Origin of the sequence: Streptomyces spiroverticillatus (assembly GCA_014650415.1) — a bacterium.
In the GTDB taxonomy this organism is placed as follows: domain Bacteria; phylum Actinomycetota; class Actinomycetes; order Streptomycetales; family Streptomycetaceae; genus Streptomyces; species Streptomyces spiroverticillatus.
In genome coordinates this window covers 68,993-82,241 of the sequence record BMUX01000011.1, presented here as the reverse complement: position 1 = coordinate 82,241, position 13,249 = coordinate 68,993, and the positions used below count along the sequence as shown (strand labels likewise).

At 71.6% G+C, this 13,249-nt stretch carries 10 protein-coding genes; 2 read left to right on the top strand and 8 right to left on the bottom strand.

From position 1 onward, the window contains the following. Positions 1–59 precede the first annotated feature (59 nt). Entirely contained in the window at positions 60–887 is an 828-nt protein-coding gene (locus IE269_RS27020) for a DUF1206 domain-containing protein (RefSeq protein ID WP_189825772.1), read from the top strand. A 4-nt stretch (positions 888–891) separates the two neighbouring features. Here the strand turns inward: IE269_RS27020 and IE269_RS27015 are convergent, their stop codons facing one another. From IE269_RS27015 to IE269_RS27005, 3 genes are all read right to left on the bottom strand, one after another. Further along, positions 892–1,989 (bottom strand): family 43 glycosylhydrolase, encoded by a 1,098-nt coding sequence (locus IE269_RS27015; RefSeq protein ID WP_189825771.1) that lies wholly within the window; start codon positions 1,987–1,989, stop codon positions 892–894. Between the two features lie 192 nt (positions 1,990–2,181). Then, a complete protein-coding gene (gene pruA / locus IE269_RS27010; protein WP_189825770.1) occupies positions 2,182–3,813 on the bottom strand; it encodes an L-glutamate gamma-semialdehyde dehydrogenase in 1,632 nt (543 codons plus the stop codon). A gap of 90 nt (positions 3,814–3,903) precedes the next feature. Then, a complete protein-coding gene (locus IE269_RS27005) occupies positions 3,904–4,830 on the bottom strand; it encodes a proline dehydrogenase family protein (protein WP_189825769.1) in 927 nt (308 codons plus the stop codon). Positions 4,831–5,023: 193 nt separating this feature from the next. Between IE269_RS27005 and IE269_RS27000 the strand changes: the two genes are divergently transcribed. Then, positions 5,024–6,172, top strand: coding sequence for a PucR family transcriptional regulator (locus IE269_RS27000; RefSeq protein WP_189825768.1), 1,149 nt, complete (start codon positions 5,024–5,026; stop codon positions 6,170–6,172). A 2-nt stretch (positions 6,173–6,174) separates the two neighbouring features. Here IE269_RS27000 and IE269_RS43315 read toward each other — a convergent pair whose 3' ends face one another. The 5 genes from IE269_RS43315 to serA form a co-directional block, all read right to left on the bottom strand. Further along, on the bottom strand, positions 6,175–7,443 hold the full coding sequence (locus tag IE269_RS43315; protein ID WP_308436986.1) for a hypothetical protein: 1,269 nt from the start codon (positions 7,441–7,443) through the stop codon (positions 6,175–6,177). Continuing rightward, on the bottom strand, positions 7,440–8,147 hold the full coding sequence (locus IE269_RS26990; protein WP_189825767.1) for a hypothetical protein: 708 nt from the start codon (positions 8,145–8,147) through the stop codon (positions 7,440–7,442). The genes IE269_RS43315 and IE269_RS26990 overlap by 4 nt, the downstream gene beginning before the upstream one ends. Positions 8,148–8,222: 75 nt before the next feature. Continuing rightward, positions 8,223–10,619 carry a Tox-REase-5 domain-containing protein gene (locus tag IE269_RS26985; RefSeq protein ID WP_189825766.1) on the bottom strand — a complete coding sequence of 799 codons (2,397 nt, stop codon included), beginning with the start codon at positions 10,617–10,619 and terminating at the stop codon, positions 8,223–8,225. Between the two features lie 328 nt (positions 10,620–10,947). After that, complete coding sequence (locus IE269_RS26980) at positions 10,948–11,517, bottom strand: TetR/AcrR family transcriptional regulator (RefSeq protein WP_189825765.1); 570 nt, start codon at positions 11,515–11,517, stop codon at positions 10,948–10,950. Between the two features lie 88 nt (positions 11,518–11,605). Continuing rightward, a complete protein-coding gene (gene serA / locus IE269_RS26975) occupies positions 11,606–13,201 on the bottom strand; it encodes a phosphoglycerate dehydrogenase (RefSeq protein WP_189825764.1) in 1,596 nt (531 codons plus the stop codon). Positions 13,202–13,249: the final 48 nt, after the last annotated feature.

Here is a 13,249-nt window from a genome sequence, read left to right as displayed (position 1 = left end):
CCCCACAGGGGGCACACGTCTGCCGACCCAGTACCGGGCGGACGAGGAGGCGACGGCGGATGAACGCCACGACCGCGACAGGGACCGCCCGTCGGGCTGCCCGCAGCGACACGGTGAAGTACGCGGCACGCGCGGGGTTCGTCGCGCGCGGCCTGATCTATCTGCTCGTCGGCCTGCTGGCCCTGAACATCGCCTTCGGCGGCGGGGAGAAGTCCGCCGACCGGGGCGGGGCGCTGGCCGAGATAGCCGAGAAGCCCTTCGGGAAGTTCCTCCTGTGGGCCATGGGCATCGCCCTGGTCGGCATGGCGCTGTGGCGGCTCTCGGAAGCCCTCTTCGGTGCGGCGGGCCCCGACGGCCACAAGGCCAAGAAGCGCCTGCTGTCCGCCGCCCGCTTCGTCTTCTACGGCTTCGTCGCCTACTCCGTACTGGCCTTCGCGGCCGGTGACAGCAGCAGCGGCGGCGGCTCCAGCGACCAGCAGTCGAAGGACGTGACGGCGAGGGCGATGGAGCTGCCCGCCGGGCAGTGGCTGGTCGGCGCGGGCGGGCTCGTGATCGTCGGCGCGGGCGTCTGGATCGGCGTACGGGCGGCGATGCGCAAGTACCACAAGCACCTGAAGATGGGTGAAATGTCCCAGCGCGTACGGCAGTTGGTGGACGTCACGGGCGTCGGCGGCGGTGTGGCGCGTGGCCTGGTGTTCGCGGTGGCGGGCGGTTTCGCGGTCGCGGCGGCCGTGACGTACGACCCGGACAAGGCCAAGGGGATGGACGACACGATCCGCAGCTTCCGGGAGACCCCGGTGGGGCCGTGGCTGCTGGTGGTGCTGGCGGTGGGGCTGATGCTGTTCGGCGTCTTCTCCTTCGCGATGGCCCGCTGGCGCAAGCTCTGACCCGCTACCGGGCTCCGGTGCCGTCGGGGCTCGGTCCACCTCGATGTGGTCCAGTTCGGCGTAGCGGTCGCCCTTGGACAGCCGGACCGCGTTCCAGCCGGTACGCAGCGGGACCGTGCGGGTGGCCGTGCGCCAGGTGTCCCAGGCGGTGTGGGGGTAGCGGACGGGGTCGGTCTCGGCGCCGTTGACGGACAGGCGGTGGGTGGCCGGGGCCGGGCGTCCCGCCGCGTCGAGGGAACCGTTCGCGTACCGCACGGACAGCGTGTGCGGGGCCCGGTGACGCGGCGAACACCCGGAACTCGACCCGGCTGCCCGGGTGGTCGATGTGCCCGACCGCCCGGCCCTCGCAGGCCCCGGGGGCGGTCCGCACGGTGACGTCGGTCGGCCGCGCCCGCTCCGCCTCGTACGCCTGCGCGCCGCCGCGCACCACCGGCCGTCCGTCGGCCCAGTCCAGGTCGGCCAGGTACAGGAAGCGGGCGCCGCCGTACCGGCCGTGCAGGAGGAGGTGGTCACGCCCGTCGGGTCCCTCGACGACGTCCTGTCCCCCGGGGCCCCGGACCGCGCCGGAGAAGGTGCAGGTCGTCAGGAGGGGGCGGGGGGCCTTGGTGTACGGGCCGGTGAGGTGCGGGGAGAGGGCGTAGCCGGTCGCGTAGGCGCCGGTGTCGTAGGCGTTCGCGGAGTACAGCAGGACGTACTGTCCGGCGCGCTTGACCAGGGTGGGCGCCTCCGCCAGTCGGCCCTCCCAGGGCCGGTCCTGGCGGATCAGCCGCACCGGGGGCCCGGTGAGGCGGGTGCCGTCCCAGGTGGTGGGCTGGAGGTGCAGCCAGGTGTCCCGGCCGAGACCGCAGCAGTTGCCGTCGTTCTTCCACAGCAGATAGCGCCGGCCGTCGCCGCGGGCGGGGCCGCGGCGACGGCGGTGGCATGGGCGGGGAGGACGAGGGCCGGGGCGGTCAGGCAGGTGAGGGCGAGGGTGGGCAGCAGGGTGCGCAGGGTGCGGGAGCGAGGGGACACGGTGGTTCTCCTGGTGCGAGAGGTTCATGGGAACCGGCACGCACTCGCCGTCCGAAGCGTCCGAAGCGGCGGTCAGCGGGGCCGGTGACATGAGTTTGTGCAGGTCACAGCCCCTCGCCAAGCGGATCCCGGCTGCTTCGGCCGTCCCGGGACAGCCGCCCTCCTGGCCTGCCGGGACTCCCCTGTCCCGGGACGGGAAGCGGGAGCGGACATGACACCGCCCCCGTCCGATGTGGGGTCGGACGGGGGCGGGGATCAGGGGCTACCGGCGCAGCCCAGGGGCTCAGCCCTGGTGCGGGTAGCGGTAGTCGGTCGGCGGGACCAGGGTCTCCTTGATGGCCCGGGTCAGGGTCCAGCGCTGGAGGTTCTGCGGGGCGCCGGCCTTGTCGTTCGTACCGGAGGCGCGACCTCCGCCGAACGGCTGCTGGCCGACGACGGCGCCCGTCGACTTGTCGTTGATGTAGAAGTTGCCCGCGGCGAAGCGCAGCTTCTCCATCGTGTGGGCGGCGGCGGCGCGGTCGTTGGCGATGACGGCGCCGGTCAGGGCGTAGTCGGAGACCGACTCCATCTGCTCCAGCATGGCGTCGTACTGGTCGTCCTCGTACACGTGCACGGCCAGGATCGGGCCGAAGTACTCGGTCGTGAAGACCTCGTTGGCCGGGTCCGAGCACTCGATGACGGTCGGGCGGACGAAGTAGCCGACCGAGTCGTCGTAGGTGCCACCGGCGACGATGGTGCAGGAGTCGTCGGCCTTGGCGCGGTCGATCGCCGCCTTGTTCTTCGCGAAGGAACGCTCGTCGATGACGGCGCCGATGAAGTTGTCGAGGTTGGTGACGTCACCCATGGTGATGCCGTCGACCTCGGCCGCGAACTCCTCCTTGAAGCCGTCGTTCCAGATGGAGGCCGGAACGTAGGCGCGCGAGGAGGCCGAGCACTTCTGGCCCTGGTACTCGAAGGAGCCGCGGGTCAGCGCGGTCTTCAGGACGGCGCGGTCGGCGCTGGGGTGCGCGACGACGAAGTCCTTGCCGCCCGTCTCGCCGACGAGACGCGGGTACGTGCGGTACTTCGCGATGTTCTCGCCGACCGTCTTCCACAGGTACTGGAAGGTCGGGGTGGAGCCGGTGAAGTGGATGCCGGCCAGGTCGCGGTGGTTCAGGGCGACCTCGGAGACGGCGATGCCGTCACCGGTGACCAGGTTGATGACGCCCTTGGGCAGCCCGGCCTCCTCCAGGAGCTGCATGAGCAGCACGGCGGCGTGGGTCTGCGTCGGGGACGGCTTCCACACGACGACGTTGCCCATGAGCGCCGGGGCGGTGGGCAGGTTGCCCGCGATGGCCGTGAAGTTGAACGGCGTGATCGCGTACACGAAGCCTTCGAGCGGGCGGTGGTCCATGCGGTTCCACACGCCGGGCGCGTTCGCCGGGGGCTGCTCGGAGAGGATGTCGCGGGCGTACTTGACGTTGAAGCGCCAGAAGTCGACGAGCTCGCACGGGGTGTCGATCTCGGCCTGCTGGGCGGTCTTCGACTGGCCGAGCATGGTGGAGGCGGCCATGGTCTCGCGCCACGGGCCGGAGAGCAGCTCGGCGGCGCGCAGGATGATCGCCGCGCGGTCGTCGAAGGACATCGCGCGCCACGCCGGGGCGGCGGCCAGGGCGGCGTCGATCGCGTCCTGGGCGTCCTGGGTGGTGGCGTTGGCGTACGTACCGATGACCGACTTGTGGTTGTGCGGCTGGCGGACGTCGAAGCGGTCGCCACCACCCATCCGCTTCTCGCCGTTGATGGTGCACGGGAGGTCGATCGGGTTCTCGGCCAGCTCCTTGAGCTTGGCCTCCAGGCGGGCGCGCTCCGGCGAACCGGGGGCGTAGGAGTGCACCGGCTCGTTGACCGGGGCGGGGACCTGGGTCACTGCGTCCATGTGTTCCTTGGCTCCTTGCGTCGGGGTGTCGTCGGGGACGAGAAGTGTGGGGGGAAAGGGGGGCCCGGTGGGGTGGGACCCCGTGGGGGATCAGTTCTTGGTGAGGACCGAACGCCCGAAGAAGAGCAGGTTCGCGGGCTTCTCGGCCAGGCGGCGCATGAAGTAGCCGTACCAGTCGGTGCCGTACGCCGTGTAGACGCGCATCCGGTGTCCCTCGGCGGCCAGCCGGACGTGCTCCTCGCTGCGAATGCCGTAGAGCATCTGGAACTCGTACTCGTCCAGCTTGCGCCCGGCGCGCCGGGCGAGCTCCTGTGCGATGGCGATCAGGCGCGGGTCGTGGGACCCGATCATCGGGTAGCCGTCGCCCTCCATCAGGATGCGCGTGATGCGGACGTACGCCTTGTCGATCTCGGCCTTGTCCTGGTACGCGACGGAGGAGGGCTCCTTGTAGGCGCCCTTCACGATGCGCACGCGGCTGCCGGCGGCGGCCAGGCGGCGGGCGTCGTCCTCGGTGCGGAAGAGGTACGCCTGGATGACGCAGCCGGTCTGCGGGAAGTCCTTCCGCAGCTCCTCGTGGATGGCGAACATCGAGTCGAGGGTGGTGTGGTCCTCGGCGTCCAGGGTGACCGTGGTGCCGATCGCGGCGGCGGCCTCGACGACGGGGCGCACGTTCGCGAGGGCCAGCTCGTGGCCGCCCTCCAGCGCCTGGCCGAACATCGAGAGCTTCACGGACATCTCGGCGCGGGTGCCCAGACCCAGGTCCTTGAGGTGCGCGATCAGGTCGAGGTACGCGTCGCGGGCGGCGTACGACTGCTCGCGGGTCGTGATGTCCTCACCGACGACGTCCAGCGTCACTTCGAGGCCCTTGGCGGCGGCGTCGACGACGATCGGCACGACCTGGTCGACGGACTCACCGGCGATGAACCGGTCGACGACCTGTTTGGTGCCCGGGGCAGCCGAGACGAAACGGCGCATCTGGTCGCTGCGCGATGCGGCGAGGATCACGGGACCCAGCACGGGGCACCTCCACGAATAAGTGTCGAAGGGGCCGTCTACCAGGTCTTTTGTGACAGAACTGGGACGGCACGGATAACCACGGTGAAATCTAGGTATCGCGCCGAGCCTGGACTATCGACAGCTGTCACGCATCCGGAGCCCCCGCCTCATACAGATGTCTGAAGAACCGGTTCGCCGGTGCGAGAATGGGCTCGTGAATGCCGATTACCAGGACCTGGTCGACGAGATTTCCGCGCTCCTCGGCGCCCCCGCCACCCTTGAGGACCGGGATTTCCGGCTGATCGCCTTCGGCGCGCACGACAGCGAGGACGCGGGCGCGATGGACCCGGTCCGCACCCGCTCGATCCTGACCCGCCGGTCCACCACCGAGGTCCGCGCCTGGTTCGAACGCTTCGGCATCACCTCCGCCGCCGGCCCGGTCCGCATCCCGGCGGACCCGGCGGCGGGCGTCCTGCGCGGCCGCCTCTGTCTTCCCGTACGTCACAGGGGCACCGTCTACGGGTACGTCTGGCTGCTCGCGGCGGACGCTTCGGTGCCTTCCCTCCCCGACTCGGCCCTCGACGCCGCGATGTCCGTGTGCGGCCGGATCGGTGCCCAGCTCGCCGACGAGGCCCGCGCCCGCGCCGACCTCGGCCCGCACCTCAACACCCTCCTCACCTCCGACTCCGACGAACGCCGCGCCTCGGCCCTGGCCACCCTCTCGGCCCCGCTCGGCACGGGCGGACCGTACGGACTCCTGTGCGTCGCCCCCTGGCAGGACCCCGTCCCGGGCATGCGTACGGTCCCGGGCGCATCCGTGCTGACCCTGGTCCCGGTGCCGGGCGCGTCCGGCCCGCGCCTCGCGGTCCTGGTCCGGCTGAGCGCGGGCGGGGACCTGGGCCCGGCGCACGGGGCGGCGCGGGGGCTACTGGGTGCGGAGGGGACCCGCACCGTGGGCCTGAGCACCCCCGTCCGCAGCCTGGCCGACCTGCCCGCCGCCTGGCGAGAGGCGTCCGCCGCCGCACGGGCGGCGCTGGCCCGCCCGCATCTGGGCCCGGTCGCGGAGTGGTCGGCGATCGGCCCGTACCGCCTGCTGGCCGCCCTCCCGGACAGCGGCCCCGGCCACCCGGTCGACCCGGCGGTGAGCCCGCTCCTGGCCCCCGCCCATGCCGAACTCGCCCGTACCGCCGAGGTGTTCCTCGACTGCGCGGGCCAGGCGGGCCGCACGGCCACGGCCCTGAACATCCACCGCCAGACCCTCTACTACCGGCTCTCCCGGGTGGAGCAGCTCACCGGCCTGGACCTGCACGAGGGCGAGGACCGCCTCCTCCTCCACATGTCCCTCAAGGCCGCGAAGCTCTGACCTCAGAGCTTGCTGCGGTCCATGGGCGTCGGCAGCGGCTGGAGCGCAGCGGAATCCCGCAGACGCACATGCGCGGCGAGCACGGCCTCGTGGTCGCTCGGCGCGGCGAGATCCAGCAGGACTCCGCCGGTCGCAAGCGTCGTACGTACGGCCTTGAGATCGTCGGGAACGAGAGCGGCGCGGCCCGGCGAGAGATAGGTCAGCCATCCTGCGTTGTCGTCCCCGGGCTGGAGGTCGGCCCGTTCCTCCAGGAGGTCGAAGACGTCGTCGTCCAGGACGTTGCCGATGTCCGGATCCCACAACTCCGCGACACACGCGAGGAGTTCGGCCTCACGGACGGATGCGGAGTGCGGGGCGCGCACGGTGAGGACCACCGACTGGGAGAGGTACGCACTGGCGTGACCCGCGTGGCCGCTGATGTCGAGCGACCACCCTTCCTCCCCTTCGATCACGAGGGACAGGCTGCCGTCCCCGTCGTCGCGCAGGGCCCGGACCAAGGACTCCTGGTCGGCGGCCACGGGCGTGGCCGGGCCGTTGGCGGTGATCCGGTGCCAGGTCCACGGGTCGGCGGCCCGGTCCCCCGCCTCGGGCACGAGTTCGGCGACACGGCGCAGGGTGGGTGCCCAGCGGGCCGCCAGGCCCTCCGGGGTTTCCGGCCGGGGGCCCCAGAAGGCCCGTACGACTCGGCGGGACCGAGGGGCCTCGGGGACCGTGCGGGAAGCCGCCGGAGGGCCGGCCTCCTCGCCCTCCTCCGGCTCCCTGATCGGCCGGTCCGTCACGACGGCGATCAGGAAGTGCGGGGTGTCGCCGTCGATCTGGTTGACGGAGATCCCGACCCAGCGGTCGCTGTCCCCGTCGGGTACCCGTACGGGACCCCAGACCCGCAGGTCTCCGAAGGCGTCGAGGTTGCGCAGCTCCGTGTACAGCGGCGGTACGGGATCGCCGCTCGTCGCCCGGAAGACGGCCGCCGTCATGCCGACCTCCTCGTGCGTACCCCAGCGGGCGTCCAACTCCTCGGTCAGCACGTCGAGATGGCCGGACGCCTGCTCCTCGGCGGCATCCCATTCGCGGCCGTACACCCCGCTCAGGTCCTCGCCCGCCCAGAGTTCGGCGATCACGAAGCCCGCACCACGGGAGGACAGCCAGTTCCCGGTGTACTTCTGCCGCTCGACGTTCGTCGGCCCGGACGCGGGAACGGCTCCGGCGAGCAGGGCGTCGATCTCGGCGCGGGCCCGCCCGGCCTCGAAGGTCTCGCCGCCGCGCGCGTTCACAGCTTGCTCCGGTCCATCGGCTTGGGCAGGGGCTGGAGGGCGCCGGACTCGCGCAGGCACAAGTGGGCGGCGAGTGCGGCTTCGTGGTCGCCCGGCGCGGCGATGTCGAGGAGGACTCCGCCGGTGGAGAGCGGAGTGCGTACGGCCTTCAGTTCGTCGGGGACGAGGGCGGCGCGGGCCGGGGAGAGGTAGCCGACCCGGCCGGCACTGGGTTCACCGACCTTGGCCCCGGCCTCCCGCAGCGTGCCCAGAAGGTCGTGGTCGACCACGTTCCCGTAGTCCGGGTCCCACAACTCGGCGAGCGCTGCGAGGAGTTCGGCCTCCGGGAGTTCGGCACCGTCCGGGCACTCGACGTCGACGAGCACCGCTTGCGACAGATGCCCGGAAACACCGCCGCCCCGGCCGGACACCGAGACCTCCCACCCCGGCGCCCCCTCGCACACGAGGCTGGGCGCGACACCGGTCTGGTCCGACCAGTCGTCCTCCGCGAGCTCTTCCTCGAGCGCGGCCAGGAGGGAGGGCACATCGGGCCGCAGGGGCAGCGCGGGCCCGTTCGTACGGATGCGGTGCCAGCCCTCCCCGCCGCCCGGCACGGCCTCGGGGAGCAGTTCGGCAAGCCTGTCCAGCGTTGCCTTCCAGCGGGACGCCAGAGCTTCCGCCGATTCCGCCCGGGGCCCCCAGAAACCCCGCACCATGCATTCCATCTCCGGCCTCCATCAGCTCTCACGCACCACGTGCGGTGTTCTGCGGTGTTGCAAGTCACCTGTCTCCGGGGCAGGTTAGTCAAAGGCGTCCGGCTTCTTGGGACCCCCTGGCTCCCGCTTCGTCACCTTCACCACGATCGGCATCTCCTTGCCGTCGAACAGCTTCTGGGCAGCGGCGGCCACTTCCTTGTTGGAGAAGTGCCACTCGACGGTCTTCCCCTTCGCGGCGGCGAGCTGCCCCTGGGCCTCGGCCACGAACTTGTCCGCGCCGGACTTGGTGAGCTTGGTCTTGCCGGGCCGGGCGAGGTAGCTGTCGTAACCGTTCTTGGCCTCCAGGAACACCTGGCGTCCGGAGTCCCAGCCGTCGAACTCCACCGCCCTCTTGCCCTTCTCGGGGTGCGGCACGACGTACTCGTGGCCGCGCGTGGTGCCCGTGATCTGCTCCTGGTAGCGGAGCCAGGACTCGTTCTTGAAGGTGGGTGCGGGGTTGCGGTCCCGGCTCGCCCAGTAGCCGTCGCCGAGGTCGGCGTCGCCCAGGGTCGGGGTCTTCAGGTCCTTGGCGAAGGCACCCGGCTCGTAGTTGCGAGGATCCTTCTTGTCCCCGTGCACCGGATCGGGCCACTTCTTCGCGTCCTTCGCCGCCTGGGCCGCGCGGGCCGGTTCCTCGGCGCGCTTCTTCGCCAGATAGGCGTCCCGCTCCTGCTTCCTGGCCTCCTCCGCCTCCTTCTTGGCGGTCGTGTCGCAGCCCTCGTCGGCGAGGTAACGGATACGGGGCGCGGGTCCGGCCGCGATGAGGCCCGTACCGGAACCGGGCACTCCAGCCATGCCGGGTCCGTACGGCAGCGCAATCGAGCACCCCGTCCGCCGCGCCCGCTCCTCCGCCTTGTCGGCGGCCTCGTCCGCCTCCTTGGCGGCCTTCCGCGCCCCCTCGACATCCCCCGCCTCGGCCGCCTTTCGGGCCCGCTTGGCGGCGGCGCCCGCGTCCCCGGCGGCCTCCGCGGCCTCGGCGACGCCCTTGGCGGCCTTGCCCAGGTGGGTGAACTTCCCGGCGACCTTGGCGACGTCGTACCCGGGGATGAAGAGCGAGCCGACGTTCCAGACCACATTCGAGACGGCCCGCGTCTTCTGCCCGTTGTTCCACCGCTCGCGGACCTCGTCGCCGACGAAGAGGTCGTCCGCGATGCCGACGGCGGACTTGCCGGTGGCTGTGGCCCAGTCGCCGATCGCCCCGAAGTAATCCCCGCTCGCCCACTTGCCGGGCGCCTTCTTGGCGTTCTCGGCCCAGTCCCCGGCGATCTGCTTGCCGTAGTCACCGATACCGGACCAGGTGTCCGCGCTGAACAGCCCGAAGAACCCGGTGACATCGCCCACCACGCCGTCCACGACGACGCCCTGAAAAACCTGCCCGACCCTGTCGGCGGCGCACCCGAACATGCCCCACCCGGAGCAGTCCTCCTCCTCTTCCTCCTCGGGCTTCTCCTGCGGCTGCTGCTGGGGATCGTCGGGATCGGCCTCCGGTACGTCGTACTGCTCCTCCGGCTCCTCCCCTTCACCGGAGGCGTCGTCCCCGCCCTCCGGCCCGATCCCGTCAACGGGAGCGACATCCTCCCCGGCCCCACCCGCACCGCCTGGTCCTCCACCGGTGGCCCCACCCGTGTCTCCAGCACCACCCGCACCGCCACCCCCGGGACCACCACCCCCGGTGCCACCCACCGCGCCCCAGGCATCCGCCCCGCCCGAACCCCCGGCTCCCCCACCCGCACCACCCGCACCACCCGCAGGCGGCCGCCCCTGCGCCTGATCGCCTCCTCCCCCGCCCGCACCCCCACCACAATCCGCACCACTCGTGATGGAACAGACAGCCGTCCGGATGCCGTCGACGATCCGGCCGCCGAACCCGGTCAGGGTGAGGGCGAGCACGATGCCCGCGATGATGACGACGAGCCCGGCGTACTCGGCGGTGGACTGCCCCCGGTCCCGCCGCCACCGGATCATCCGCGGCAACGAGAACCGCCACCCGGCACGCCGGCGTAACTCCCCTGCCTCCCGCCCCGGCCTGCCGAACCACTCCCGGCTCTCCGCCCGCGTCAGGAACCACAGCACCAGCAACGGCAGCACCAACTGCGCGAACCCGCGCCCGGACCCGCCCCCGATGTTCCCGACGGCCCCCGCGACCATCCACAGCTGTACGGCGATCAGCCCGCCCCGCACCCGCCGCCCACCGGTACGCACCCGGCGCGCCAGCAGCATCCCGACCACGCCGGGCGCGGCCCCGTACAGCACGAGCCCGACCAACTGGGCCAACGGCCCGTCCACCGCGAGCCCGGACCCGAGGAGCCCGAGCCCGCCGAGGAGGCTCAGCCCGAACAGCAACTGCACCAACGCCCGCGCGGCCGCCACGGGGAACGGGAGCGGGGGCGGTCCGGTACGTACCGGAACCGGCCCCGCAGGTATGCCGCCGAGCGCAGACATGCATCACCCCAACTGCCGCACCCCGCAAGCGGAATGCCACACGGGGATGCCCAAGCTAGGCCGCCCCGCCCACCCCGTCATGGGCCCCAGGACCCCACTCCGGACCCATCCGCGCAGGGCCAAGCCGGTCCGGCGCCGGAGGTGCAGGTGGGGGCCGGTGCCGGGGTGGGCCCCGCCGTCCAAGGGGACGCGGGGAAAGGGGGATGGTGCCCGGAGGGCATCCATCCGGGGGCGCGGGGAACTGCGCGACCAGCCACGACGCACCCGCACGGGACAGAGACCACCCACCGCCCCGCACCCGCACCCGCACCCGCACCCGCACCCAGAATCAAGCCCCCGGCGCCATGATCGCCCGCAGCCCCTCCGCAAGATCCCTCGCCGACGGCGCCGTCCCCGGATCCGTCATCCACTGGATCATCACGCCCGCCATGAGCGCCTGCGTCAGCATCCCCGCCACCCGCGCCCGCTCCGGGTCCGCCTCCTGGTCCATCCCCAGGAATGCCTCCGCGAGCCCCAACCGCCCTTCCTCCTGCGGCCCCTTGATGGCCGCCCGCAGCGCCTCGTCGTGCTCCAGCCGCGTCACGACCTCCAACTGGAGCGTCCACACCTTCCGGCTCATCTCGAAGGAGTCGATGAACCGCCCCCAGATCACCTCGAAGCGTTCGTACGGGTCGGAGGGCAGCGCGCCCTCCCCCGCCGGCCCGACCGCCTCCCCCCACTCCTCCGTCAACGCGAGGAAGGCCCGCTGGAGCAGTGCGTCCTTCGACCCGTAGTGGTACCCGATGGACGCGAGGTTCGTCCCGGACGCCGCGACGATGTCACGGGCCGTGGTCCGGGCGTACCCCTTGTCCAGCAGGCATTGCTTGGCGCCTTCGAGCAAATCTTCACGATGTCCCATGAACGCAGCGTACCCCCGCTCTAGACGCGCGTATAAGACGCACGTCTAAAACAGGGGTACGCAGAGAAATCAGGGCCCGACTAGCGCCCTAGTCCGCCAGGTTGACCGACCGCGCCGAAGCCGCGCCGATCTCCTCCGCCAGCTCCGTCAGCACCGACTGCGGAACCGTGTCGTCCACGGTGAGCACGGCCAGCGCCTCGCCGCCCGCGTCCGCCCGCGAGACCTGCATGCCCGCGATGTTCAGCCCGGCCTCGCCCAGCACGCGGCCGACCGTGCCGACGACGCCCGGACGGTCCTGGTAGCGCAGGACGACCATGTGGTCGGCGAGCGCCAGGTCCACGTCGAACTCGCCGATGGCGACGATCTTCTTGAGGTTCTTCGGACCGGCGAGCGTGCCGGACACCGAGACCTCCTCGCCGCCCGTCAGGGTGCCGCGCACGGTCACCACGTTCCGGTGCTCCGGCGACTCGCTGCTCGTCGTCAGACGGACCTCGACCCCCCGCTCCTGCGCGAACAGCGGCGCGTTCACGTACGAGACGGTCTCGTCCACGACATCCTCGAACACGCCCTTCAGCGCGGACAGTTCGAGCACCTTCACATCGTGCTGCGTGATCTCGCCGTACACCTCGACGTCGAGCCGGGCCGCGACCTCGCCCGCCAGCGCGGTGAAGATCCGGCCGAGCTTCTCGGCAAGCGGCAGACCCGGACGTACGTCCTCGGCGATGACGCCACCCTGGACGTTGACCGCGTCCGGGACCAGCTCGCCCGCCAGGGCCAGCCGCACCGACTTGGCGACCGCGATACCGGCCTTCTCCTGCGCCTCGTCCGTCGACGCGCCGAGGTGCGGGGTGCAGACGACCTGGTCGAGCTCGAAGAGCGGGGAGTCCGTGCAGGGCTCCTTCGCGTACACGTCGAGACCGGCGCCCGCGACGCGGCCCTCCTTGAGGGCCGAGTACAGCGCGGCCTCGTCGACGATGCCGCCACGGGCCGCGTTGACGATCCGGACAGCGGGCTTCACCTTGTGGAGCGCCTCGTCACCGATCAGGCCCAGCGTCTCCGGGGTCTTCGGCAGGTGGACCGTGATGAAGTCGGAGACCTCAAGCAGCTCGTCGAGCGTCAGGACCTTCACGCCCATCTGGGCGGCCCGCGCGGGCTGCACGTACGGGTCGTACGCGACGACCTTCATCCCGAAGGCCGACATCCGCTGGGCGACCAGCGCACCGATCCGACCGAGACCCACCACGCCGAGGGTCTTCTCGGCCAGCTCGACGCCGCTGTACTTCGAGCGCTTCCACTCGCCGTTCTTCAGGGCGGAGTTGGCCTGCGGGATGTTGCGCGCGGTGGCCAGGATGAGACCGCAGGCGAGCTCGGCGGCCGTAACGATGTTGGAGGTCGGCGCATTGACGACCATGACGCCCGACTTGGTGGCGGCCGAGACGTCGACGTTGTCGAGGCCGACACCGGCGCGGGCGACCACGCGGAGTTTCTTCGCGGCGGCGATGGCCTCCGCGTCGACCTTGGTGGCCGAGCGGACGAGGATCGCGTCCACGTCGGCGATGGCGGGCAGGAGTTCCGCTCGGTCGGCTCCGTTGCAGTGCCGGATCTCGAAGTCCGGCCCCAGGGCGTCGACAGTGGCGGGCGACAGCTCTTCAGCGATGAGTACGACAGGCTTGGCAGTGCTCACGTGAGTCCTCACTGGTCCTTTGCGGACGGCCGTCCCGACGGCCGCAGG

Coding starts and splice junctions, on each gene's coding strand:
- IE269_RS27020 (WP_189825772.1), top strand. CDS start 60: ATGAACGCCACGACCGCGACAGGGACCGCCCGTCGGGCTGCCCGCAGC.
- IE269_RS27015 (WP_189825771.1), bottom strand. CDS start 1,989: ATGTCACCGGCCCCGCTGACCGCCGCTTCGGACGCTTCGGACGGCGAG.
- pruA (WP_189825770.1), bottom strand. CDS start 3,813: ATGGACGCAGTGACCCAGGTCCCCGCCCCGGTCAACGAGCCGGTGCAC.
- IE269_RS26990 (WP_189825767.1), bottom strand. CDS start 8,147: ATGGAATGCATGGTGCGGGGTTTCTGGGGGCCCCGGGCGGAATCGGCG.
- IE269_RS26985 (WP_189825766.1), bottom strand. CDS start 10,619: ATGTCTGCGCTCGGCGGCATACCTGCGGGGCCGGTTCCGGTACGTACC.
- IE269_RS26980 (WP_189825765.1), bottom strand. CDS start 11,517: ATGGGACATCGTGAAGATTTGCTCGAAGGCGCCAAGCAATGCCTGCTG.